Below are 24498 nucleotides of genomic sequence, written 5' to 3' on the forward strand. Positions count from 1 at the left end.
TGGGTTCGCAGCAGTTGTATAGACAGCGGCCAAAGGGTTGTGCTAGGCCGCAGGCGGATTCTCATTCTAGCAAAGGTCTGATCTCATGGCAGAACTATCGGTTGTAAACGCTCCCGAGCCCACCGTCATCACTTATCCGAACTCGCCGTTCAAGCTGCACCAGCCCTTCCCGCCCGCCGGCGACCAGCCGACCGCGATCGAAGGGTTGATCGAAGGCATCGACGACGGCCTGATGTACCAGACGCTGCTCGGCGTGACCGGCTCCGGCAAGACCTACACGATGGCCAACGTGATCGCCAAGGCCGGCCGGCCGGCGATCGTGTTCGCGCCGAATAAAACCCTGGCGGCCCAGCTGTACGCCGAGTTCCGCGAATTCTTCCCGCAGAATGCGGTCGAGTATTTCGTCTCGTACTACGATTACTACCAGCCGGAAGCCTACGTGCCGCAGCGTGACCTGTTCATCGAAAAGGACTCGTCGATCAACGAGCATATCGAGCAGATGCGCCTGTCGTGCACCAAGTCGCTGATGGAGCGGCGCGACGTCATCATCGTGGCGACCGTGTCGGCCATCTACGGTATCGGTAATCCCGACGAGTATCACAAGATGGTGCTGACGCTGCGCGCCAAGGACAAGGTCGCGCAGCGCGACGTGATCGCGCGCCTGATCCAGATGCAGTACACGCGCAACGAAATGGACTTCGCGCGCGGCACCTTCCGCGTGCGCGGCGACACCATCGACATCTTCCCGGCCGAGCACGCGGAACTGGCGATCCGGGTCGAGATGTTCGACGACGAGATCGAATCGCTGCAATTGTTCGACCCGCTGACCGGCAAGGTGCGCCAGAAGATCCCGCGCTTTACCGTGTACCCGGGTTCGCACTACGTGACCGGCCGTTCGACCGTGCTGAAAGCGGTCGAATCGATCAAGGCCGAGCTGCGCGACCGCCTCGAATTCTTCCGCCAGGAAGGCAAGCTGCTGGAAGAACAGCGCCTCGAGCAGCGCACCCGTTTCGACCTCGAGATGCTGGCCGAAGTCGGCTTCACGAAAGGGATCGAGAACTATTCGCGCCACCTGTCCGGCGCGATGCCGGGCGAACCGCCGCCGACGCTGATCGACTACCTGCCCAAGGACGCGATCATGTTCATGGACGAGTCGCACGTGATGACCGGCCAGCTCAGCGCGATGTACAACGGCGACCGCTCACGCAAGCTCAACCTGGTCGACTATGGCTTCCGCCTGCCGTCGGCGATGGACAACCGGCCGCTCAAGTTCGAGGAATTCGAGCGCAAGATGCGCCAGTGTATTTTCGTGTCGGCGACCCCGGCCGATTACGAGAAGCAGCACGCCGACAACGTCGTCGAGCAGGTGGTGCGTCCGACCGGCCTGGTCGACCCGCAGGTGATCGTGCGCCCTGCCCGCTCGCAGGTCGATGACCTGATGGGCGAGATCAACGACCGCATCGCCAAGGACGAGCGCGTGCTGGTGACCACGCTGACCAAGCGCATGGCCGAGCAGCTGACCGAGTACCTGGGTGACCACGGCATCAAGGTGCGCTACCTGCACAGCGACATCGACACGGTCGAACGGGTCGAGATCCTGCGCGACCTGCGCCTGGGTACCTTCGACGTGGTCGTCGGCATCAACCTGCTGCGCGAGGGCCTGGACCTGCCCGAGGTGTCGCTGGTGGCCGTGCTCGACGCCGACAAGGAAGGCTTCCTGCGTTCGGAACGAAGCCTGATCCAGACCATCGGCCGCGCGGCGCGTAACCTGAACGGCGTGGCGATCCTGTACGCCGACCAGATGACCGATTCGATGCAGCGCGCAATCGACGAGACCGAGCGCCGGCGCGCCAAGCAGATCGCTTTCAACGAAGCGAACGGCATCGTGCCGAAGGGCGTGAGCAAGAAGATCAAGGACCTGATCGACGGCGTCTACAGCGCTGCCGCCGCCAAGAACATGGCCGAAGCGGGCGGCTTTGCGGTCGAAGCGGCCAAGGTCGAGGGCATGAGCGAGAAGCAGATTTCGAAAGAGATCAAGCGTCTCGAAAAACTCATGGTCGACCACGCCAAGAACCTCGAGTTCGAAAAGGCGGCGCAAGTGCGCGACCAGCTGGGCATTCTCAAGCAGCAGGCGTTCGGGGCATCCGGGGCGGACAACGTGGTGTCGATACTAGGCAAGTAAGGGTTTCGATGCATCGACCTTGGGGCTCCGCGAACGCGGGGCCCCAATTCGTTTCAGCGCCTCAATTTCGGATCAGTGCCTCGATTACGGATCAGCGTGCGCGGCGGCGCAGGCCGAAGCCCAGCAAGCCCACGCCGGTGACCATGCTCAGCAGGGTCGACGGTTCCGGGACAGCCGACGTGGCGGCCGGGGTGACGCTGGCGAAGGCGTTAGCCGGCGAGACCATGTCGGCCTGGCCCGGCATCAGGTCGATCTCCAGCAGATTGCCTTCAACGCCCAGGAAGCCGGTCTTGTCGCCGTTGTACAGCTGGGCGACGAAGCTCGCGCTGTTGCCGGTGGCGCTGGTATCGAAGCTGACGTCGAAGCCGAACGAGCCGCCCAGCAGGATGCCCTGGAACAGGTCGCTCCACCCGGTATCGTTAGTATGCAGCATCACCGTGCCGCCAACCGAACCGCTGCTGCCGGCCCCGTAAGCGCTGTATTCGCCGAAGGCGCCGGTGAAGTGGCTGAGCGTTGCCGTGACCGAGGCCGAGTCGGCGAAGTTGGCCAGGCCCAGGTCGAGGAATGCAGTGCCGCTGCCCAGCGTCGAGGTGTCGAGTGACACGTGGTAGGCCGGGCCGGCGAAAGCGGCGCCGGAGGCGCTCAGCGCCAGTGCCAGCAGCGAGCGCGACAGGATTTTCTTCAGGTTCATGACGTTTCCTTTATTCGAGACTTACAACGAGCCCAGGATCAGCGCCGGTTTGTAGGTGAAGGCAGTCTTGGCCGGGTTCGAGAACGTGGTGGTGACGGTCACGCTGGCGCCGCTGGCGAGCGAAACCGGCGCCAGCGTGATGTACGGGGCGCCATTCTGGCTGCCGCTGGCGTTGTCCAGCGTCACCCCTGCGCTCAGGCCGTCGAGACGGAACTGCAGCGGACCGTTCAGGATAGTGCCGCTGGTGTTGGTGAGGGTCACGCTGGCGCTGTACTTGCCGGTGATGCGGTTCGGGACCGGCGCCGTCTGCGCGATCTTCACGCTGCCGGTCGCATCCACGAACGCCAGGTTCGTGCATGCCTGTCCGGTCAGCGCATCCGCCACGCCGCGCAGCGCCGGCTTGTCGCGGTACTGGCCGTCGAACAGCAGCGGCCAGTCGTCGTGCCTGCCCTGGAACAGCTGCTGGATCAGCCAGCTGCTCGGATCGCTCTCGCCCCACACGACGACGCCGCCGCGCTGGGCCGGGGGGACCGCCTCCAGGTAGGCCTTGACCACTTCGCAGTAGCGCTTCTTTTGCGCCAGGCCGAGGTCGAGCGTGTAGACTGTCTTGATGTCGCCGGCCTTGTAGGCGGCGCTGTACGGGTTGTTGATCGGGATGTCGAGCTCGGAGATCTTGACCTTCAGGCCGCGGTCCACGACCTTCTGCAGCGACGCCTTGATCTGGCTAGCGGACGGCCAGTCCATGTACACATGCATCTGGAAACCGACCCCGTCGATCGGCACGCCGCGCGCCTTGAAGCCGTCCAGCATGCCGGTCAGCGTGTTCATCTTGTTGGCGTCCGACTCGATGTTGTAGTCGTTGTAGTACAGGGTCGCGTTCGGGTCGGCCTGGCGCGCGGCGCGGAATGCGCGGTCGAGGTAGTCGGCGCCCGTGCGCTGGTAGAACAGCGACTGGCGGTAGCCGCCACCGTCGTTCAGCGCCTCGTTGACGACGTCCCAGCTCTGCACCTTGCCGGCGTAGTGCGTGGCGATCGTCTTCACGTGCTCGTCCAGCATCGCGAGGAACGCCGTCTTGTCGCCGCTGAAGCTCTTCATGAACGACGGAATCTGGTAATCCGAATGCCAGATCAGCGTGTGCGCATGCACGCGCACACCATGCGCGGCCGCGTAGTTCACCAGTTCGTCGGCCTGTGCGAAGGTGTAGGTGTCCTTGTCCGGGTGCAGGTAACTCATCTTCATGATATTGCCCGGCGTGACCTGGCTGAAGTGCTGATTGACGACTAGCTGCTCCGCCGGCGTGCTGACCAGGCTGCGCGCTTCCCAGCCACCGTCGACCGCGACGCCGATCGGGAAATCGGCGAGCGCCTTCAGGCTCGCGACCCCGGCGTTGTAGACCGCAGGGCTGGCGGCGCTGGTCGGACTGGGTTGACTTGCCGCCATCCGGCTGGCGGACCGCGGGGTGGCCGTATCGGCCGACCCGCCGCCGCATGCGGCGAGGGCCAGGCAGCAGGCAATGGTCAAGGCGCTGCGCTGGAACACAGGTGCTTTGTACATGGTTTTGTCTCCGATGATTGTTATTCGGGCCCATGTCGGTGTTAAGCGCTAACAACGCATGACGCCCGTTGACTGCTCGTATTTTGTTAACAGTCTGAAATCAATTAAACCCTGTAAATATGATAAATACAAACATTTTTTGTCTGCTGCTCGACAATTTTTAAGACGAATACAACATTCCTCTAACATTTTGATTGCGCTACCAGCACAGCTTGTCGGCGTAAAAAAACGCCGCGAACTTGCGTGCGCGGCGTTTCTCGAACCACGCCCGGGCGGGCGCGGCGATCCTCATCAAACGGTCATGCTGCCTTGCGGCGGCGCAGGCTGGCCATGCCGGCCAGGCCCAGGCCGATCAGGCTCAGGCTCATCGGTTCCGGCACGGTCCCCGTGTCCACCGGAATGTCGACCGGCACAGCGCCGGCCAGGCCGCTGAAGCTGCCGCCGTCGGCCAGGAACGAGCCGGTCAGGCGCAGGTCATACGTTGCGCTGCTCAGCAGGCCGCTACCGCTGACGCCGTCTGCCGAGAACGATTGGATGATGCCATTGATCTGGCCTCCAGTGATGTAACCGAAGGCGGCGCCATCAAACGCCACGCCGCCCTGGTCTGCGTTCGCGAAGAAAGCAAACGACGACATCGCGTCCGGCAGGTTGAACAGGAAGTCGAACGTGAAGGTATCGCCTGCCATCGGGGCGATTACCGAGCGGGTGTTGTCATCGACCAGGCCATTGCTGTTGATACTAAAGGTCTTCAGCGTCGAGCCGTCGTCGAAGGTGACGGGAGCAATGCTCGTGCTGATAAAGGCAGTCGCCGAAGCGAAAGCGGCGCAGGACGAGAGAGCCAGGCCGAGGACTGCGTTTTTGATGATCGATTTCATTTATTGTTCTTTCGTGATGTGTGGTTGAGCCGATGCTTACAGGGAAACGCCGAGGGTGCGCGCCAGGTTTGCCACGTCGAGCGCGCCCAGGCCGGTGGCCGGGTTGAAGCTCGCCTTGCTCGAGTAGTACAGGTTGGTGCCGGCCGAGACCGGACGGAACGGCGAACCTGCGCCATAGCCCTGCGCCTTGAATGCGCTGTACAGCTGCGGGTGCGGCAGGCCGACGCGGCCGTTCTTGCCCGACGCGATCAGCGTGAAGATGCCGTTCAGCTGCGGCGCCACGAAGCTGGTGCCGCCGTAGCCGTAGATCCAGCTGCCCTGGTACAGCAGGCCGTAGCCCGATTCCGGGTCGGCGTTCAGCGAGACGTCCGGCAGGTTGCGGCCCGCGAAGTTGGCCGGCTGGTCGAGCAGGTCGGTGTAGCCGCCGGTCGTGCCGAGCGCTGCGCCGCTGCAGATCAGGCTCTGGCCGGCGGAGCTGTTGGCCACGCCTGCCAGGTTGCTCTGGTAGCTCGGACGGGCAAAGTCGACGCTGACGCCGCCGCCGCCGCCCACCGGGAACAGTGCGCTGTAATAGGTGCTCTGGCCGAGGTGTGCAACAGCCCAGTCGCGCAGGTAATCCCAGCCCCAGGCGCGTTCGGTCGGGACGGTGACGGTGCCGCCGGCGTTGAAGCGCAGCGTGACCGGCAGCGTGGTACCGCCGGCTGCCAGCACCAGCGGATCGGCGGCCGGGAAGTCGACGGTCAGCGTGGTGGTGCAGCCCGGGTAGGCGTAGTTGCGGTTGATGTCGAAGGCGCCCGAGTCGCCCGACGATGCGATGACCGGGATACCCTGGACCGCGGCCTGCAGGAACACGGCGTGGAAGGCGTCGTAGTCGGCCTGCGCGTAGAACACTTCGGACGCACCCCAGCTCACGGACAGGGTGTCGACGATGTTGTCGTTGACGGCGGCCGCGAACATGTCGATGAAGCCGTTGTCGGTGTTCGGCGCCATGTACACGCGGATGTTTGCGTCCGGCGCGACGCCGCCCGACTGCTCGATGTCCAGCGTGGTCTCGTCGGCGCCGTCGGCGGCGGCACCGCCCGGAGGACCGCCGTCGACCAGGATGTCGGTGATGCGGTTGGTGTTGACGTTCAGGCCGACCGATTTCCAGTAGGCGAACACGTCAGCCGGGGTGTAGCCGGCCAGGGTCGCGATACCGATGGTCTTGCCTTTGCCGGTGATGCCGGCCGAATACAGCGGGGTGATGTTGTATTGCTTGGCCAGGTCGGCGGTGGTGTAGCGGCCCGGCGCGGTGGCGGCCGACGGATCGGCTGCCGAGGTCGCTTGCAACAGCGCCGAAGCGGTCGCGTTCGGCTGCTTGACGGCATTGCTGCGCAGGCGCGGACGCGCGCTCAGGCCGTGCACACCCTTGACCAGGCCGGCCAGCTGGGTCGGCACGCTGCCGGCACTCACCGGCGCCTCATAGGTCTGGCCGAGCGACTGGAAAGTGTGGATCGGGCTGCCGAACACCGAGGCCAGCTGGGCATTGGTACCGCGCACGGTGATCAACAGGTTGTTTGCGTACACCTTGGTCACCGTCAGGCCGGATGCCTGCAGGAAGTTCACGACCTGGGCGACCGCGGTCGCATCCTGGCCGTAGGTTGCGGCGAACTGGGTGGGAGTCAGGAATTTATGATAGTTCGGGCTGCTCGGATCGACGGTCGACGCCGCGTAAGCTTCCAGGGCGGCCATGTTCTTGACGGCAAGCGACAGCGTCACTGAACGCACTTCGCTTTGCGGTGCCAGACCGAGGTCGACGACGCGCGCGTCCTTTTCCACGTGGAACTGGGCTGGAGCAGCTTGTGCCAGCGAGCCGGCCAGCAGGCCGATTGCGACGGAAATTGCGGAGAGAACTTTCAATGCAGACTCCCTAGAGGTAGTTGAGAGGCCCGTCTGTTAACGAGCGCACATACCTCATAGCAATGTCCGTGCCAGTTCTTTAGGCAAAAAAATTTGTTCTACAAATCAAGGATTTGTCACGACATTGACACAATCTCCTGCGGAAAATCATGTAAATATGTAATATTTTTCGACAAAATGTATCGATATGTAGAGAAACTTACATTTTTTTCGCGAAATATAAATATTTTTATTGCAATGTTTTGACAAAAGCCCGGACCCCACCCAGCAACATCTCGATCGACATCGCCGTGAGGATCAGACCCATCAAGCGCTCGAATGCCGTCATGACCTGAACGCCCAGCACTTTTTGCAAGCGTTCGGCCCCGAGGAATACGGCCAGCCAGATCACCGCGACCGCCGCCAGCGCCGCCACGTGCACCATCACTTCTTCCATGTCGCGCGAGGTGAACAGCAGCACGGTGGCCAGCGCCGACGGCCCGGCTAACGCCGGGATCGCCAGCGGTACGATGAAGGGTTCGCCGTGTTCGCTGCGCCCGAGTACGCCGTCCGGGTGTGGAAAGATCATGCGGATCGCGATGATCAGGAGGATCACGCTGCCGCCGATGCGCAGCGAAATGTCGGTCAGCTGCAGCGCCGCCAGGAAGTGCCGCCCGAAGAACATGAACAGCAGCAGCAGGAGAAAGGCGATCGCGCACTCGCGGATCACGATGCGCGGCCGGCGCGCCGGCGCGACGTCCTTGAGCGCCGTGACGAACAGCGGCACGTTGCCGAACGGGTCGGTGACGAGCAGCAGCAGGATGAAAGTCTGGAAAAAGCTTTGAGTCATGCGCGGAATCTTAACCCATTTGCAAGCCCCGGGGCGGCAGGATCAGAACGTTTCCCACTCCGCCGCGCTCATGCTCGGCTCGGCCTTGGCCGTGGCAACGCGCACGGCGCGGACCGGCGCCACGGCCTTGCGGGCCGGCGCGGATGCGGGCGCAGTTGCGAGCACGGGCGCGCGCGCGCGTACAGCCGGCGCGGCAGGTTCGTCGCCGAGCTTGAACACGCGCACCGCCTCGGCCAGGTCGGCCGCCTGGCGCTGCAGGGTTTCCGAGGCCGCGGCCGCTTCCTCGACCAGCGACGCATTCTGCTGGGTCGACTGGTCCATCTGGTTGATCGCCTCGTTGACCTGCTCGATGCCGAGCGTCTGCTCGCCCGTGGCGGCGTTGATCTCGCCCATGATGTCGGCCACGCGGCGCACGCTCTCGACGATCTCTTCCATCGTCGCGCCGGCCTGGCCGACCAGCGCGCTGCCGGCCTGCACGTTCGACACCGAGGCGGCAATCAGCGCCGAGATTTCCTTGGCGGCCGCGGCCGAGCGCTGGGCCAGGCTGCGCACTTCGCTGGCCACCACGGCAAAGCCCCTGCCCTGCTCGCCGGCACGGGCGGCTTCGACCGCCGCGTTCAGCGCCAGGATATTGGTCTGGAAGGCGATGCCGTCGATGACGCCGATGATGTCGACGATCTGGTTCGACGACGCCGAGATCGTACCCATCGTCTCGACTACCTGGCGCACCACGTTGCCGCCTTTGACGGCGACCTCGCTGGCCGAGCCGGCCAGCTGGTTGGCCTGGCGCGCGTTGTCGGCGGTCTGCTTGACGGTCGAGGTCAGCTCTTCCATCGACGATGCGGTTTCTTCCAGCGCGCTGGCTTGCTGCTCGGTGCGCGTGGACAGTTCGAGGTTGCCGGACGCGATCTCGTCCGAGGCCCCGGCGATGTGGCCGGCGCCCTGGATCACCTGGGTGACCAGGGTGCGCAGCTCCTCGTTCATCTCGCGCAGCGCGCCGAGCAGCTGGCCGGCTTCGTCGCGGCCGGTGACCACGATGTCGGCGCTCAGGTCGCCCTTGGCGACGCGGCGCGCGACCGCGATCGCCTGGTGCAGCGGCCCGACGATGCTCTTGCTGAGCATGACGCCGATGCCGACCACCAGCAGCGCCAGCAGGCCGCTCAGCAAGCCTTGCAGGCGCAGGCTGAGCGCGCCGGCAGCCTCGATCTTGACGGCGTCGGCGTCGATCGCGCGGCGCTGCATCTCGGTCAGTTCACGCAGCTTGCCCTGGTAATCCTTCGAGATCGGGATGAATTTCTCGTTCAGCAGGCGGGTGGCGCCGTCTGCGTCGCCGGCCGCGCGCGCCTTGGCCACCTGCACGCGCATGTCGTTGTAGGCGGCGCGGATCGCCAGGATCTCCTGGACGAACTGCTTTTCCTCGGCCGAGTCCAGCAGCGGCTTGACCTTGTCGACGACTTCGCCGACTTCCTTCACGCCCTGCGCCTGGTCTTCGGCAAAGAACTTCACCAGCGAACTGTCGGCACTGGCCGCGATCGCCAGCGTGCGGCGGTTGCCGCCGTAGATCACGCGGTACCAGTCGCTGACCAGGCGCTCCTTGGCCAGTGGAATCGCCATCATCTCGCGGGTCGACGCGATGACGGTGTTCAGTTGCCACAAGCCGATCGCGGTGATGGCCGCCGCAGCCAGCAGTATCACGCCGAAAACGGCGGCGATTTTCTTACCAATGCTCAGATTCTTCATTAATCGTCAGTCTGTCGAAGCGCCCGACTTTCCATCAGGCAATTCCAGAAGTATAAAAGAAGATTGCGAACAGGAAAATCTTGATTGCCTGGCTTCGACAGGAATACAACGCCCGGGGCGGTTCAAACCGTGGCGGCGAGCGCCAGGCGCGGCAGTAGGGCCGACGGCGTCGGGCGGCGTTCGCCCTGCAGGCGGAAGCGGCTGACCACTTGGTCGAGCGCCTGCGCCTGCTCTTCCAGCGTGGCCGCGGTCGCCGCCACTTCTTCGACCAGCGCCGCGTTGCGTTGGGTGATCTGGTCCATCTCGCTGACCGCCAGGTGGGTCTGCTCGATGCCGGCCGACTGCTCGCGGCTGGCGTTGGCGATCTCGGCAACCAGGGTCGACACTTCCTCGATTCCCCCGGCGATGCCCTGCACCGTGCTGCCGGCCTGGCGCGCCAGTCGCGCTCCTTCGGCCACGCGCGCGCTCGAGTCGTCGATCAGACCCTTGATTTCGTGCGCCGCAGTGGCCGAGCGCTGGGCCAGCGCTCGCACTTCGCTGGCCACGACCGCAAAGCCGCGCCCCTGCTCGCCGGCGCGCGCCGCTTCCACCGCCGCGTTCAGGGCCAGCAGATTGGTCTGGAAGGCGATGCCGTCGATCACGTCGATGATCTCGACGATGCGCGCCGACGAGGTTTCGATACCGCCCATCACCTCGGCCAGCCGGGTCACCGCCTGCCCGCCGTCGGACGCGGTGCCGGCATTCGTGTGCGCCATGGTGCTGGCCTGGCTGGCGTTGGCGGCGTTGTGCCGCACGGTGGCGGTGAGTTCTTCCATCGACGCCGCGGTTTCCTGCAGCGCCGAGGCTTGCTGCTCGGTGCGCGCCGACAGGTCGAAATTGCCGCGCGCGATCTCGGCGGCACCGCTCGACAGCGCCTGCGCACCGTGGCGCACCTGGTGCACGATCGTGTTCAGGCCAGCGGTCATCTCGTTCAGCGCGCGCAGCAGCGCGCCGGTTTCGCTGCGGTCGTCGGCATGCACCTCGACCGTGGTGCTGAGGTCGCCGGCTGCGACCGTGCGCGCCAGTTCGACCGCGCTGCCGAGCGGGCGCGTCACCGAGCGCGTGATCTGCAGTGCGAACAATGCCCCGCCGATCGCCGCGAACGCTGTCAGTCCGAGCATCAAGAGGCGCGCCTGCTCGTAAGCAGCCTGGGTGCTGGCCAGGTCGTCGCGGCTTTTCTGGCGCTGCAGGGTCATGAACTCGCGGATCGCGGCCTGCCATTGCATCGTCGCCGGGTTGGCGGTGCGCAGCATGTAATGGATGGCTTCCGGATCGCCGGCGTCGGCCATCTGGAGAAAACGGTTGTTCATCGGCCGTACCTCGTCGCGCATGCGGGCGATGTCCGCGATGGCGCGCTGTCCGGCGTCGTCCAGCGGCATCTCGCGCAACTTGGCGAAGGCGCGATCGTATTGCTCGCGCGCCGCGACGATTTTCAGGCCCTCGTGCCTGGCTTCCGCCTTGTCCTGCAACAGCGCCATCGAGCGCAGCACGCGCGCGACCACGTGCACCGAGTCCGACATCTCCCCGAGCAGATCGATCTTTTCCATGTTGACGGTGACGATATGGCGTGTCGCCTCGTTGGCGTCCGCCATCTTGATCAGGCCAGTGACGGCAATGACCAGCATGAGGGAAAGGATGATGGCAAAGCCCCAGTAGAGGCGCGCCTTGATCGTACTAAGAAAGAAGTTCATGTCGTGTGGAAGCGGGTTGTGAGCAGGAAGATGCAGCGGGGGTGGGGCCACACGACACGGTGCGGCTTGGCGCGCACCGTACTGCCCGGATCCAGCAACACCGGGCATAAGCAAATAAGAAATGTATCTTATAGGAAATTGACGAATCTAACGAGTCAATTTCCAGGCTTTTAAGGTCTTGCTCGTCAGAACCGAATGTTCCGTCGTTTTTGACGATGTTTAGGGAATAAATGTCAGTTTTGAGCGTTGCGCCCAGGCATCAACGACAGCCAAAAAAAAGGCTGTGTTCGCGTTAGTTAAGTGAACCAAACGGCGTTGCCGAAGTCTTACGCATTGTCGAGTTAGCCCATCGGGAGTGACGATGCAACGGCCCACCTTCAGCGAATTGTTCGCCCTGCTTTCTGGCGCAACATTGTCCAGCAGCGAGCTGGCGCAATTGCGCACCTGGATCGCCGGCATCCGCGACCCGTCCGAGTGCCTGGCGCTGGTCGAAGCGGCCGCGGCAGGCCGGCCCTGTCCGCATTGCAGCGGCATGCGGCTGCACCGCTGCGGCCGCGCCAGCGGCTTGCAACGGTTTCGCTGCCTCGGCTGTGACCGCTCTTTCAATGCCCTGACCGGCACACCGCTGGCGCGGCTGCGCAAGCGCGAGCGCTGGCTGCCCTATCTTCAGTGCATGCTCGAGTCGCGTACCGTACGCCAGGCCGCGCGCGACACGGGCGTGCACCGAACCACAAGTTTTCGCTGGCGCCACCGGTTCGGACCGGGCGCCGCGCACCATCGGCCGTCGATGTTGTCGGCGATCGTCGAAGCCGACGAGACCTATCGCCTCGAATCGCAAAAGGGCGCGCGCCAGTTGACGCGTCCGCCCCGGCGACGCGGCGGCGCGGCCAGCCGGCACGGCATCAACCGCGAGCACGACTGCCTGCTGGTGGTGCGCGATCGCAGTGGGCTTACGCTGGACTTTCATACCGGCCGCGGTCCCGTGACGGCAGCACAATTGCGCTCGCGCCTGACACCCGTGCTTTCTCCCGACGTGCTCTTGATCAGCGACAGTGCAGCGGCGTATGCCCGCTTCGCCGCGGAGACCGGGATCACGCACGCGCCCGTCAACCTGCGCGCGGGCCGGCGTGCACGCGGCGCGATCCATCTCCAGAACGTCAATGGTTGGCACAGCCGTTTCAAAAATTGGCTGATGCGCTTCAAAGGTGTCGCCAGCCGTTACCTGGCGAACTATTCCGGCTGGCAGCGGTTACTCGATGCACACGAATTGGAGACACCAGCGCAATGGCTGTGTACTGCGGTACGTCAAGCTCAGTCAAGGTAGGCTAAAACGTCGACTTAACGCGAACACAGCCAAAAAAAATCGGGGCCGAAGCCCCGATTCAGGATGCGATGCCGCCTTGGCGATCAGTTCTTCTCGAACTTCTTCAGCCACGCCGACAGCTGGTGCGGACGCAGGCCGTCGTAGTCTTCGAACGGCTGGTGGATCCACGGGTTGTGCGGCAGGTCGACCAGGTGGTAGTCCGGCTTGAAGGCCGAGGTGCCCTTGACCCACAGCACCGCCGACTTCACTTCGGTGACGTCCGGGTAGTTCGACTGCAGGTGCTCGCGCACCTTCATCAGCGTCACGCCCGAGTCGGCCAGGTCGTCGACCAGCAGGATGCGGCCGGCCAGCGGGCCCTTGGTCATCGTCATGTACTTGGCGATGTCCAGGTTGCCCTGCTTGGTGCCGGCTTCTTCGCGGTACGAGCTGGTCGACAGGATCGCCAGCGGCACGTCGAAGATGCGCGAGATCACGTCGCCCGGGCGCACGCCGCCGCGCGCCAGGCACAGCACCATGTCGAATTTCCAATGCGATTCGTACACTTGCAGCGCCAGGCGCTCGACCAGGCGGTTGTACTCGTCCCACGACACCCAGAGGTCTTTATCGGTCGATGCAGGAGTATTCATGCTTTAACTTTCCTCGTTGCCGGGCTCCGCAAACTTGTTTTCGAAGCCCTTTCTTTCTATTTTTTATTAAGATCAGGCCGCGAACGGATGACGCAGCACGATGGTTTCTTCGCGGTCCGGACCGGTCGACACCATGTCCACCGGGATGCCGACCAGTTCTTCGATGCGCTTGATGTACGCGCGCGCGTTGGCCGGCAGTTCGTCCATCGACTTGGCGCCGACGGTGCTTTCCGTCCAGCCCGGCATTTCTTCATAGACCGGCACGCAGGCGGCGGCTTCTTCGGCGCCGACCGGGAAGATGTCGACGTCGCGGCCGTCGATCTTGTAGCCGGTGCACAGCTTGAGCGACTCGATACCGTCCAGCACATCCAGCTTGGTCAGGCACATGCCCGAGACGCCGTTGATCTGGACCGAGCGGCGCAGCAGCGCGGCGTCGAACCAGCCGCAGCGGCGGGCGCGGCCGGTGACCGTGCCGAACTCGTGGCCGACGCGCGACAGGTGCTCGCCGACGCCTTCGGCGGTCGACAGCTCCGACGGGAACGGGCCCGAACCGACGCGGGTCGTGTAGGCCTTGGTGATGCCCATGATGTAGTGCAGCATGCCCGGACCGACGCCGGCGCCGGCGGCGGCGTTGCCGGCCACACAGTTCGACGAGGTGACGTACGGGTAGGTGCCATGGTCGACGTCCAGCAGCGAGCCCTGCGCGCCTTCGAACAGCAGGTTGCCGCCGGCTTTGTGCGCCTTGTACAGGGCCGAGGAGACGTCGCCGACCATCGGACGCAGGCGCGGGACCAGCGCCATGGCGTCGTCGAAGGTCTTCTGGAAGTCGACCGCCTGGCCGCCCAGGTAGCCGGTCAGCACGAAGTTGTGCAGGTCCAGGTTCTCGCGCAGCTTTTCGGCGAAACGGGTTTCGTTGAGCATGTCGGCGATGCGGATGGCGCGGCGCGCGACCTTGTCTTCGTAGGCCGGGCCGATGCCCTTGCCGGTGGTGCCGATCTTGTTGGCGCCACGCTTGACTTCGCGCGCGACGTCGATCGCCACGTGGTACGGCAGGATCGCCGGCGACGCTTCCGAGATCATCAGGCGCGACGCGACTTCCACGCCGGCGCCCTGCAGCTTGTCGATCTCGCGCATCACGTCCGGCACCGACACGACGACGCCGTTGCCGATGTAGCAGGCCACGCCTTCGCGCATGATACCCGAGGGGATCAGCTGGAGCGCGGTCTTCTGGCCCTTGATGACCAGGGTGTGGCCGGCGTTGTGGCCGCCCTGGAAGCGCACCACGCCTGCGGCATGGTCGGTCAGCCAGTCGACGATCTTACCTTTGCCCTCATCGCCCCACTGGGTGCCGATGACCACGACGTTCTTAGCAGTATTTGACATCACTTAACCTACGTTTTTGAGGATCCAATTTCCTTGTTCGAGGACGAGCGCGCGGTCGCACTCGAACTCGTCTTGTACGTTTTCGTGACCCGGCATGGACTGGATCACGACTTCGCCGGCCTTGCGCAGCTCGGCGATTTTTGCGCGCAGCGCGGGGGCGTTGCCCCACGGCGCGCGAATGGAGTGCTTGCGCTCGGCGCTGGGCAGCAGGCGCGCCAGCTCGCGCAGGTCGAGCGAGAAGCCGGTGGCCGGACGGGCCCGCCCGAACGCCTCGCCGACGTGGTCGTAGCGGCCGCCGCGGGCGACCGCGTTCGGCAGGCCCGCCACGTACAGCGCGAACATGGCGCCGCTTTCGTACTGGTAGCCGCGCAGGTCGGCCAGGTCGATCGCCACTTGCGTGCGGCCGATGGCGGCGCCGGCCACTTCGGCCAGGCTCGCCAGCTCGGCCAGCGCACGCGTGATGCCCGGCAGCGCCGGCAGCGCCTCGCGCGCGCGCGCGAGGACCTCGACGTCGCCGTACAGGTGCGGCAGCGCCAGCAGCGCGGCGCGGGTGGCGCTCTTGTAGCCGACGCTGAGTTGTTCCAGGCCCGGCTGGTCTTTCGAGCGCAGCAAGCCGTACAGCTGCTGCTCGTCGCGCCCGGCGGCCGGGTCGTCTTCGAGCAGCGCGCGCAGCACGCCGACGTGCGACAGGTCCAGGCGCGGCGCGGCAAAGCCAGCCAGCGCCAGGCAGGCCAGCGCCAGTTCCTGGATCTCGGCATCGGCTTCGAGGCCGGCGTGGCCGTAGATCTCGGCGCCGATCTGCAGCGGCTCGCGGGTAGCGTGCAGGCCCGACGGCTGGGTGTGCAGCACGCTGCCGACGTAGCACAGGCGGGTGACGCTGTCGCGGTTGAGCAGGTGGGCGTCGATACGCGCCACCTGGGTGGTCATGTCGGCGCGCAGGCCGAGCAGGCGCCCGCTCATGGCGTCGATCAGCTTGAAGGTCCTGGAATCGGTGTCCTGCCCTGCCCCGGCCAGCAGCGACTCGACGTACTCGAGCATCGGCGGCATCACCATCTCGTAACCGTAGGTGCGGAAAGTGTCGAGCATCAGGCGGCGCAGCTCTTCAATCTTGCGCGCTTCGGACGGCAAGACGTCGGCGATATTCTCGGGCAGGAGCCAGGTAGGCATGGAACGATGATAGATTTTAGATAATAGCGGGCGCCACCACGAGCGAAAGCTGGCGCCGAATCCGCGATTTTACCCGAAAACAGCGGATGACAGGGACTCAATCATGACAAATGGGAACGCACATGTTGGCAAAGTTCCACTTGAATACCGTCGAGTCCAGCGCGATGCCGCTGTTGTGGTTTCACCTCGGGAAGATTGTGCTGGGAGCATAGCTGAGGCAAGATGGGCCCAACCATGGAGGAACACGCATGACTTCATCGACGACATCGACCCGGCTCGCGCGCCGGCGCTTCCTGACACTCCTCGCTTCCTCGGCGGCGGCCGGCGGCCTGGCCGCCTGCGGCGCGGGGGCCACCGGCGGCGGCGCCGTCAACGCTTCCTCACTCAAGGGCGTGGCCCCGACGCCGGCGGCATCCGCCGCGGCCACCGCGGCCGTCAGCAAGAGCGTCAAACGCGGCATCGCCTACGACCTGGCCAGCGCGGCCGATTTCAAGGCGCTCGCGCCGGGCGTGAGCTGGTGGTACAACTGGGCCGCCAAGCCCAACGCCGCCGCGCCGGTCGACGCCCTGACGCAATACGGCATGGATTACTTCCCGATGCTGTGGAACGACAATTTCGACGCCGCCGCGATCACCGCCTACATCCAGGCCCATGGGGTCAAGTACCTGCTGCTGTTGAACGAGCCGAACCTGACCGACCAGGCCAGCATGACGCCCCAGAAGGCAGCCCAGCTGTGGCCGCGCTACGAAGCCATCGCCGCCGCCACCGGCGTCAAGCTGGTCGGCCCGGCGATGAACTGGGGCACGCTGGCGGGCTATTCCGATCCTGTCACCTGGCTCGACGCCTTTTACGCCGCCTACCAGGCCGCCAACGGCAACCGCGCGCCGCACATCGACTACCTGGCGTTCCACTGGTACGACTACGGGCTGGCCAGCCAGCTCGACCGGCTGAAGAAGTACGGCAAATCGATCTGGGTCACGGAAATGGCGAACTGGCACAGCCAGAACGACGGCGCGCAGATCGACACGCTCGCCAGGCAGCAGGCGCAGATGAAGGACATGGTCGCCACCTGCGAAGCGCGCGACGACGTGTTCCGCTATGCCTGGTTCACCGGGCGCATGACGTCCGATCCGCACTTCAGCAGCCTGCTCGGCGCCAACGGCCAGCTGACCGCACTGGGCCAGCTGTACCTGACGCTGCCGTTCAAGACGGCGCGCTGAGCGTCACTTGCCGCTGGTTTCCGCTTATTTTCCGTTGCCCGGGTTCTTGAAGTACTTGAAGAACTCGGAATTCGAATCGAGCACCAGAACGTCGCTGCGCTTGCTGAAGGTCGCGCGGTAGGCTTCGAGCGAGCGGTAGAACCGGTAGAACTCGGGGTTCTTGCCGAACGACTCGGCGTAGATCTGGCTCGCCTTGGCCTCGCCCTCGCCCTGGATGGTCGCGGCCTGGCGCTGGGCGTCGGCCAGGATGACGACGCGCTGGCGCTCGGCGTCGGCGCGGATCTGCTCGGCTTCGGCGGTGCCGGTCGCGCGCAGCTCGTTGGCCTGGCGCAGGCGCTCGGACTTCATGCGCTCGAGCACCGACTGGTTGACCGGGTCGACGTAATCGACGCGCTTGAGACGCAGGTCGGCCACCGTCACGCCGAGGCGGCGCGCATCGGCGGCCACGCGCGCCAGCACGGCCTGGCCGATCTGCTCGCGCTGGTCGGACACGACCTCGTGCACGTTGTACTTGCCGATCTCGGCCGACAGCGCGGTGTGCACGACCTGGGCGATGCGGTCGCCGCCGCGGTCGGCGCCACCCACCGCGACCAGGTACTGGCGCGGATCCTCGATGCGCCATTTGACGAAGGCGTCGACCAGCAGGTCTTTCTTTTCCTGGGTCAGGAAGCGGTCGTCGTCGGGGGTGTCGAGCGTCTGCAGGCGCTTGTCGAGGTAGACCACGTTCTGGAACGGCGGCGGCAGCTTGAAATGCAGGCCCGGCTCGCGCACGACTTCATGCAGTTCGCCCAGCGCGTACACCACGGCGTAGCGGTGCTGGTCGACCACGAACATGCTCGAGGACAGCAGCAGCACGGCCAGCACCAGGGCGGCCATGATGGAAAGCAGACGGGTCATCAGCGGGTCTCCCGTTCGCGCAGGTTCTCGCGCGAGCGCGACTCGCGCGCACGGGCGGGGTCGGCCGGCGCGCCGTTATCGGGCGGCGTGCCCTGCGCCGATTGTTGCTGCGGCTGCGGCTGCGGTTGCTGGCTCTGGCCTTGCTGCCATCCCTGGTTCTGCGGCTGCGGCTGGGCCGGCTGCATCGTCTGCGGCTGCTGTTGCGGCTGCTGTTGCGGCTGCTGTTGCATCGGCGGCGGCATGACCGGGCCGGAATGGCTGCCGATCGCGGCTTCGTTGGCGGCGACCTGGGCCACCATGCGGTCCAGCGGCAGGTTGACCGTGGTCGGGGTCTTGGCGTCGATCATGATCTTGCTGGTGCTGGAGAAAATCTGCTGCATGGTGTCGAGGTACATGCGGTCGCGCGTGACGCCTGGCGCTTTTGCATACTCGGCGACGACCTGGTCGAAGCGCGCGGCGGCGGCGGCGGCGGCGTCGACCACCTTGGCGCGGTTGGCTTCGGCGTCCTGCAGCATCACGGCCGCCTTGCCCTTGGCTTGCGGAATGATGTCGTTGGCATAGGCTTCGGCTTCGCTGCGTTCGCGCGCACTGTCTTCCTGCGCCTTGACGGTGTCTTCGAACGCCGCGGCGACGGCGTCCGGCGCGGCGGCCGACAGCAGCGTCACGCCGGTGACGTCGGCGCCGAGCGCGTAGCGATCGGCCATCTGCTGGATGCGCTGGGTGGCCGCGGCGGCGATGCGGTCACGCCCTTCGTAGACGACGTAATCCATCTTGCTCTTTCCCACCAGCTCGCGCACCACGCTCTGGGCGGCGTCGCGCATGGTCTCGACCTGGTCACGGTTGTTGAAGACCCAGGCCACCGGGTCCTTGATGCGGTACTGCACCGCGAACTGGACGTCGACGATGTTCTGGTCGTCGGTCAGCATCAGCGCTTCGTCGGGACGCTTGCTGCGGATGTTGCCGCGATAGCCGATCTCGGCCGTCTGGACCTGGGCCACGTTGACCAGCTCGTGCGCCTGGAACGGCGCCGGCCAGCGCCAGTTGAAACCGGGGCCGGCGGTGTGGCCCATGCGCCCGAAGGTGGTGACGATGCCGACCTGGCCATCCTGCACGACGAAGGCGCCGCTGGCCAGCCAGACCAGCGCGACGATCACGCCGACCACCGACAGGGTGATGCCGACGCCGCGCGAATCGGGACGGTAGGGACCGCCGCCGCCGCTCTCGCGCTTGCCGAACAGGCGGTTCAGGCGGGCGTTGAAGTCGCGCCAGAGCTGGTCGAGGTCGGGCGGGCCTTCCTCGTCGTTCTTGTTGCCGGGGCGGCGCCCTTCCTGGGCCTTGCGGTTGTCTTCCAGGCGGTGGCCCCACCTGGGGTCGTTTACGGAAAGCGCCGCGCCGGCGCGACCGCCATCCTGCGTCCGCCTGGCGCCAACACGTTTGAGAAGTGAAACGAGCATAGGCCTCTAGTGATGTGGTCCGGTTGTTTGAATATTCTCAGCCGGTCCCGGTTGCACATCGGGCGCGAAACCGGATTCTTCCCCGTCCTGCTCGCCGTCCTGCTCGAAAGCGTGCGCCGGGGTGTGCGTCAGGACGGGCTCGGACCGGGCTGCCTCGACGATGGCTTCGCGCAGGAGGTCCAGGCCGGCGCCGCTGTGGGCGCTGATAAAGACGCGGCTGATTTTATCATATTCATCACGTTCCACTCCCGGCTCGAGGCCGGCCGCATCGATCTTGTTCCATACCAGGATCTGCGGAATGTGGTCTGCGCCGATCTCGCGCAGCACCTCGTTGACCTGCTCGATCTGCTCCATGCGCACCGGCGAGGAGCCGTCGACCACGTGCAGCAGCAGGTCGGCATGGATGGTCTCTTCCAGCGTGGCGCGGAAGGCGGCCACCAGCTGGTGCGGCAGTTCGCGCACGAAACCGACCGTGTCGGACATCACCACGTTGCCGGTTTCCTCGCCCAGGTACAGGCGGCGGCTGGTGGTGTCCAGGGTCGCGAACAGCTGGTTCGCGACGTACACCCCGGCCTTGGTCAGGGTGTTGAACAGCGTCGACTTGCCGGCGTTGGTATAGCCGACCAGCGACACCGAGAATGTCTTGTTGCGCCCGCGCGCACGGCGCTGGGTTTCGTGCTGCTTGCGCAGCTTGGATAAGCGTGCGCGCAGCATCTTGACGCGCTCGCCGATCAGCCGGCGGTCGGTCTCGAGCTGGGTTTCGCCGGGACCGCGCAGGCCGATACCGCCCTTCTGGCGTTCCAAGTGGGTCCAGCCGCGGATCAGGCGCGTGGCCAGGTGCTGCAGCTGGGCGAGTTCCACCTGCAGCTTGCCCTCGTGGCTCTGGGCGCGCTGGGCGAAGATGTCGAGGATCAGGCTGGTGCGGTCGACCACGCGCACCTCGAGGCGGCGCTCGAGGTTACGCTGCTGCGCCGGCGACAGTGCATGATTGAAGATGACGATCTCGATCTTGTCGGCCAGGCAGGCCTCGCGGATTTCGTCGGCCTTGCCGCTGCCGACGAAGTGCGCGGGATCGGGACTGCTGCGCTTTGCGGTGATCGTGGTGACCGGATCGGCTCCGGCCGAGCGCGCCAGCAGCGCCAGTTCTTCCAGGCTGGCCTTGAAATCGCCAGTGCCGAAGTCGATACCGACCAGTGCCGCGCGCATGGTGTTGCCGGAAACGTCAGCCATCGACCTCACTCAGCGTCTTGTTCAAGATTGAGGTTGACCGCGCGCGCCGGGACGACGGTGGAGATTGCATGCTTGTAGACCATCTGGGTGACGGTGTTGCGGAGCAGAACCACGTATTGGTCGAAGGATTCGATGTGTCCCTGAAGCTTGATCCCGTTGACCAGATAGATCGAGACAGGGACATGTTCCTTGCGCAAGGCGTTGAGGAATGGGTCTTGTAACAGTTGCCCTTTGTTGCTCATAACAGCTCCGTAATGTTGTTGTCGTTTGAAGGTTGAGGCGCGATTCCGCTTTTCAAGTGTACTTGGACGGCATTCTCAAAATAGGAATGGCGTCCCGAGGCCTACTGTAACCTGTTTTGCCATTTTTTGTCGTCCCGGTATGGTTAGACCTGGCTTAAACGGCATCCCCGCGGGCGCGGGGATCGAGGTTACTCCTGCCCTTTGGCGAACGGGTTCTTACCGCTGCGCAGTTCGATGCGCAGGGGGGTGCCGATCAGGTCGAAAGTGTCGCGGAAATGCTTCTCGAGGTAGCGCTTGTACGGATCGGTGATGCCTTCCAGCGCGTTGCCGTGGATGACGATGATCGGCGGGTTCTGGCCGCCCTGGTGGGCGTAGCGCATCTTCGGACGGGTGCTGCCCTTGCGCTTCGGCTCCTGTTTCTCGACCGCTTCCTGCAGCGCGCGCGTCAGCTTCGGAGTAGTCAGCTTGGCCGTGGCCGAGGCATAGGCCTTGTCGACCGCCTTCATCAGGTGCACGATGCCGCTGCCCTTGAGCGCGGAGATGAACTTCATTTCGGCAAAGCCGAGGAAGTCGAGCTTGCGGTCGATGTCGTTCTTGATCTGGTCGCGCTGGTCGCTCTGCAGGCCGTCCCACTTGTTGACCGCGACCACCAGCGCCCGGCCCGATTCCAGGATGAAGCCGGCGATGTGCGCGTCCTGCTCCGAGATGTCCTGCTGGGCATCGAGCATGAGCACGACCACGTTGGCTTCCGAGATCGATTGCAGGGTCTTGACCACCGAGAACTTCTCGATCGCCTCGAACACCTTGCCGCGGCGGCGGATACCGGCGGTGTCGATCAGGGTGTAGTGCTTGCCGCCCTTCTCGAACGGGACTTCGATCGAATCGCGGGTGGTGCCCGGCATGTCGAAGGCGATCACGCGCTGCTCGCCGACCAGGGTGTTGATCAGGGTCGACTTGCCGACGTTCGGACGGCCGACCAGCGCGATCTTGACGCCGTGGTCGGCCGGCTCGAGTTCTTCCTCTTCCTGCGGACGCTGCTGCATGGCCTGGTCGATGCCTTCGTTGACCAGGTCGAGCACGCCGTCGCCGTGGGCGGCCGAGATCACGTACGGGTCGCCCAGTCCGAGCTCATAGAATTCGGCGGTGACCGAGGTGTACTTCATGCCCTCGGACTTGTTCACCACCAGCATCACGGCGCGGCCGGACTTGCGCAGGAAGTCGGTAATCGTCTTGTCGTGCGGGGTCAGGCCCTGGCGGCCGTCGACGATGAACATCACCACGTCGGCCTCGGCCACCGCCTGGCGCGTCTGCAGCGCCATCTCGTGCATGATGCCTTCCTTGGCGACCGGCTCGAAACCGCCGGTGTCGATCACCAGGAACGGACGTTCGCCGACCCGGCCTTCGCCGTAGTGGCGGTCGCGCGTCAGGCCAGGGAGATCGGCCACCAGCGCGTCGCGCGAACGGGTCAGGCGGTTGAAAAGGGTCGACTTCCCGACGTTGGGACGTCCTACGAGTGCAATTACCGGCTTCATTTATTTTTATTCGACCGCGATGGCGGTCAGGGTTCCATTTTGTGTTTGAAAAATCAGGTTCGAGCCCGACACCAGCGGGTTCGAGGTGATCGCACTGCCGTCGGTCTGGGCGCGCGCCAGGAAACTGCCGTCCTCGCGCGACAGGAAATGCACATAGCCCTGGTAGTCGCCGACCGCCACTGCGCGGCCGTAGGACACCGGGGTCGACAGGCGGCGGTAGGCCAGCTTGTCGTTCTTCCAGGCGCTGGTGCCGGCGTCACGGCTGAAGGCGAACATCGAGCCCTTGTCGTCCGGGACGAAGACGAAACGCTGGTCGACCGCCACCCCGACTTCGGTCGAGATGTCGTGGGTCCAGCGGATGCTGCCGGAACTCATGTCGAAGCAGCCTACGCGCCCCTGGTAGGTCGCGGCGCACACCTCGTTGTCGGCGATGACAGGATAGCCGCCGATGTCGGTGACGCGCTCGAGTTCGGTCGCGCCGCGCGCCACGCCGACTTCGATGTCCAGGTGCGGCGCGCCGGTCGCCAGGATCAGCGACAGCAGGCGGCCGCCCGGCAGCGCGATCATGACTTCCTTGTCGTGCACCACCATGCCCGGCGCCATGCGCAGGGTCAGCGGCGGCACGGTGCGCTGCACGGTCCACTTCTTCTGGCCGGTCTTGGCGTCGAAGCCGACGATGCGGTTGTCGATGCTGCGCGCCACCACCACGCCCTCGCCGACCACCGGGGCCGACAGGATCTCGCTGGAGAGCTGGGCTTTCCACAGCGGCTTGCCGTCCATGTCGAAGGCCATCAGCATGCCCTTGGCGGCGCCGACCACGATCACGCTGCCGTCGCTGCCCGGACCGGTGGTCAGGTCGGCGCCGGCCTTGGCGCGCCAGATCTGGCGACCGTTCTCGGCCTCGGCGCGCACCATGGTGCCGTCGGCGCTCACTGCGATCACGGTATTGCCGGCCAGGACAGGGCTCAGCTCATAGCCTTGCGACTTGCCGACTTCCAGCTTCCAGGCGGTGCGCACGGCCATCGAGCCCTTCAGCTCGACCAGCGGCGCGGGCGGGTTGGCCTTGGATTTGGAAGCGAACGGATTGAGCGAATGCAGGGTCGAGCAACCGGTCATCAGGGCGAGGACACCGACACCGACAAGCTTGCTGGTAATACGCATGTTTTTTTACCTTGTTCTTGAATGAGCAGTCGTCCCGGCGCTGGCGGCGGCCATGCCTGGGCACGCGCGCGGCCTGCGCCGGGACGACGGTGACTGATTAAGCGGCTTTCGCACCCGCCGCGGCGCCGCCGATGGCATCCAGCTTGAGCTGGACCAGCTGGCGGCCAGGGTGGCTCTTGCTCATCTGGGCGAGCGCGGCCTCGTAGGCGGCGCGCGCTTCCGGCAGCTTGTTCTGCGCGGTCAGGATGTCGCCTTTGCGGTCGGCCACCTGGGCGGCGAACTGCGGCAGGAAATCGCCGTTCAGCAGCGCCAGCGCCTGATCGTAGGCTTTTTCGTCCAGCAGCACGCCGGCCAGGCGCAGGCGCGCCACCGACTTGTACTCGTCGTTGCCATGGTCGATCGCCCACTGCAGCTGGGCCTTGGCGGTCTTCAGGTCGTTGGCGTCGAAAGCGGCCTTGGCGGCGCTCAGGGCGGCCATCTGCGCATAGGCGGTGCCGCCGAACTTGCTTTCGATGTCGCCGGCGATGCGCTGCACCTTGGCGGCGTCGGCCGGGCTGCCCTGGACCGCATTGACCAGGCTGTCGTACAGCGCCGAGGCCTCGGCGGCCTGGTTGCGCTCGCGCGAGTTCCAGTAGTTATAGCCGGCGAAGCCGAGCAGCCCGATGATCAGCACCCACATGATCAGGTTGCCAAAGCGGTTCCAGAAAGCCTTGAAATTGGCTATCTGTTCCTGTTCTTCGAGATCGTATGCCATGGACGTCC

At 65.1% G+C, this 24498-nt stretch carries 20 protein-coding genes; 3 read left to right on the plus strand and 17 right to left on the minus strand.

From position 1 onward, the window contains the following. Window positions 1–85 precede the first annotated feature (85 nt). Complete coding sequence (gene uvrB / locus FA90_RS11390; protein ID WP_036168797.1) at window positions 86–2182, plus strand: excinuclease ABC subunit UvrB; 2097 nt, start codon at window positions 86–88, stop codon at window positions 2180–2182. 91 nt (window positions 2183–2273) lie between these two features. Here the strand turns inward: uvrB and FA90_RS11395 are convergent, their stop codons facing one another. The 7 genes from FA90_RS11395 to FA90_RS11425 form a co-directional block, all read right to left on the minus strand. Continuing rightward, complete coding sequence (locus FA90_RS11395; RefSeq protein ID WP_036168799.1) at window positions 2274–2873, minus strand: NF038129 family PEP-CTERM protein; 600 nt, start codon at window positions 2871–2873, stop codon at window positions 2274–2276. Window positions 2874–2894: 21 nt separating this feature from the next. After that, complete coding sequence (locus FA90_RS11400) at window positions 2895–4427, minus strand: endo-1,4-beta-xylanase (RefSeq protein WP_197065287.1); 1533 nt, start codon at window positions 4425–4427, stop codon at window positions 2895–2897. Between the two features lie 299 nt (window positions 4428–4726). Next, on the minus strand, window positions 4727–5302 hold the full coding sequence (locus tag FA90_RS11405; protein ID WP_036168801.1) for a PEP-CTERM sorting domain-containing protein: 576 nt from the start codon (window positions 5300–5302) through the stop codon (window positions 4727–4729). A 36-nt stretch (window positions 5303–5338) separates the two neighbouring features. Further along, window positions 5339–7201 carry a protease pro-enzyme activation domain-containing protein gene (locus FA90_RS11410; RefSeq protein ID WP_036168803.1) on the minus strand — a complete coding sequence of 621 codons (1863 nt, stop codon included), beginning with the start codon at window positions 7199–7201 and terminating at the stop codon, window positions 5339–5341. A 229-nt stretch (window positions 7202–7430) separates the two neighbouring features. Further along, on the minus strand, window positions 7431–8030 hold the full coding sequence (locus FA90_RS11415; RefSeq protein ID WP_036168805.1) for a MarC family protein: 600 nt from the start codon (window positions 8028–8030) through the stop codon (window positions 7431–7433). A 42-nt stretch (window positions 8031–8072) separates the two neighbouring features. Then, window positions 8073–9770: a methyl-accepting chemotaxis protein gene (locus tag FA90_RS11420; protein WP_036168808.1), complete on the minus strand. Its 1698-nt coding sequence runs from the start codon at window positions 9768–9770 to the stop codon at window positions 8073–8075. Window positions 9771–9892: 122 nt separating this feature from the next. Beyond that, the gene (locus tag FA90_RS11425; RefSeq protein ID WP_036168810.1) at window positions 9893–11500 is read right to left on the minus strand and encodes a methyl-accepting chemotaxis protein; all 1608 of its coding nucleotides are present in this window, start codon (window positions 11498–11500) and stop codon (window positions 9893–9895) included. A gap of 361 nt (window positions 11501–11861) precedes the next feature. On the opposite strand from FA90_RS11425, the gene FA90_RS11430 reads away from it, so the two are divergent. Further along, window positions 11862–12824 carry an IS1595 family transposase gene (locus FA90_RS11430; RefSeq protein WP_036168812.1) on the plus strand — a complete coding sequence of 321 codons (963 nt, stop codon included), beginning with the start codon at window positions 11862–11864 and terminating at the stop codon, window positions 12822–12824. Between the two features lie 83 nt (window positions 12825–12907). Here the strand turns inward: FA90_RS11430 and FA90_RS11435 are convergent, their stop codons facing one another. The 3 genes from FA90_RS11435 to FA90_RS11445 all read right to left on the minus strand — a co-directional run bounded on the left by FA90_RS11435 (window position 12908) and on the right by FA90_RS11445 (window position 16000). Continuing rightward, window positions 12908–13450, minus strand: a complete 543-nt coding sequence (locus tag FA90_RS11435) for a phosphoribosyltransferase (protein ID WP_036168814.1) — start codon at window positions 13448–13450, stop codon at window positions 12908–12910. A 72-nt stretch (window positions 13451–13522) separates the two neighbouring features. Next, on the minus strand, window positions 13523–14833 hold the full coding sequence (locus tag FA90_RS11440) for an adenylosuccinate synthase (RefSeq protein ID WP_036168816.1): 1311 nt from the start codon (window positions 14831–14833) through the stop codon (window positions 13523–13525). Window positions 14834–14836: 3 nt separating this feature from the next. Further along, window positions 14837–16000 carry an ATP phosphoribosyltransferase regulatory subunit gene (locus tag FA90_RS11445; RefSeq protein ID WP_036168817.1) on the minus strand — a complete coding sequence of 388 codons (1164 nt, stop codon included), beginning with the start codon at window positions 15998–16000 and terminating at the stop codon, window positions 14837–14839. A gap of 248 nt (window positions 16001–16248) precedes the next feature. Here FA90_RS11445 and FA90_RS11450 point away from each other — a divergent pair, with 248 nt between their 5' ends. Beyond that, entirely contained in the window at window positions 16249–17220 is a 972-nt protein-coding gene (locus tag FA90_RS11450) for a glycoside hydrolase family protein (protein ID WP_081933797.1), read from the plus strand. 24 nt (window positions 17221–17244) lie between these two features. On the opposite strand, the gene hflC is transcribed toward FA90_RS11450, so the two are convergent. The 7 genes from hflC to FA90_RS11485 all read right to left on the minus strand — a co-directional run bounded on the left by hflC (window position 17245) and on the right by FA90_RS11485 (window position 24490). Then, a complete protein-coding gene (hflC, locus tag FA90_RS11455; protein ID WP_036168818.1) occupies window positions 17245–18117 on the minus strand; it encodes a protease modulator HflC in 873 nt (290 codons plus the stop codon). Then, window positions 18117–19571 (minus strand): FtsH protease activity modulator HflK, encoded by a 1455-nt coding sequence (gene hflK, locus FA90_RS11460; RefSeq protein ID WP_036168819.1) that lies wholly within the window; start codon window positions 19569–19571, stop codon window positions 18117–18119. The genes hflC and hflK overlap by 1 nt, the downstream gene beginning before the upstream one ends. A 6-nt stretch (window positions 19572–19577) precedes the next feature. After that, complete coding sequence (hflX, locus tag FA90_RS11465) at window positions 19578–20777, minus strand: GTPase HflX (protein ID WP_051972166.1); 1200 nt, start codon at window positions 20775–20777, stop codon at window positions 19578–19580. A 29-nt stretch (window positions 20778–20806) separates the two neighbouring features. Further along, complete coding sequence (gene hfq, locus FA90_RS11470) at window positions 20807–21043, minus strand: RNA chaperone Hfq (protein ID WP_036168820.1); 237 nt, start codon at window positions 21041–21043, stop codon at window positions 20807–20809. Between the two features lie 188 nt (window positions 21044–21231). Continuing rightward, window positions 21232–22575 (minus strand): ribosome biogenesis GTPase Der, encoded by a 1344-nt coding sequence (gene der / locus FA90_RS11475; protein ID WP_036168821.1) that lies wholly within the window; start codon window positions 22573–22575, stop codon window positions 21232–21234. A 6-nt stretch (window positions 22576–22581) separates the two neighbouring features. Continuing rightward, complete coding sequence (gene bamB, locus FA90_RS11480; protein ID WP_036168822.1) at window positions 22582–23736, minus strand: outer membrane protein assembly factor BamB; 1155 nt, start codon at window positions 23734–23736, stop codon at window positions 22582–22584. A 97-nt stretch (window positions 23737–23833) separates the two neighbouring features. Beyond that, window positions 23834–24490, minus strand: coding sequence for a tetratricopeptide repeat protein (locus FA90_RS11485; RefSeq protein ID WP_036168824.1), 657 nt, complete (start codon window positions 24488–24490; stop codon window positions 23834–23836). Window positions 24491–24498: the final 8 nt, after the last annotated feature.

The sequence above is a fragment of the Massilia sp. 9096 genome (genome assembly GCF_000745265.1).
Classification (GTDB): Bacteria; Pseudomonadota; Gammaproteobacteria; order Burkholderiales; family Burkholderiaceae_D; genus Telluria.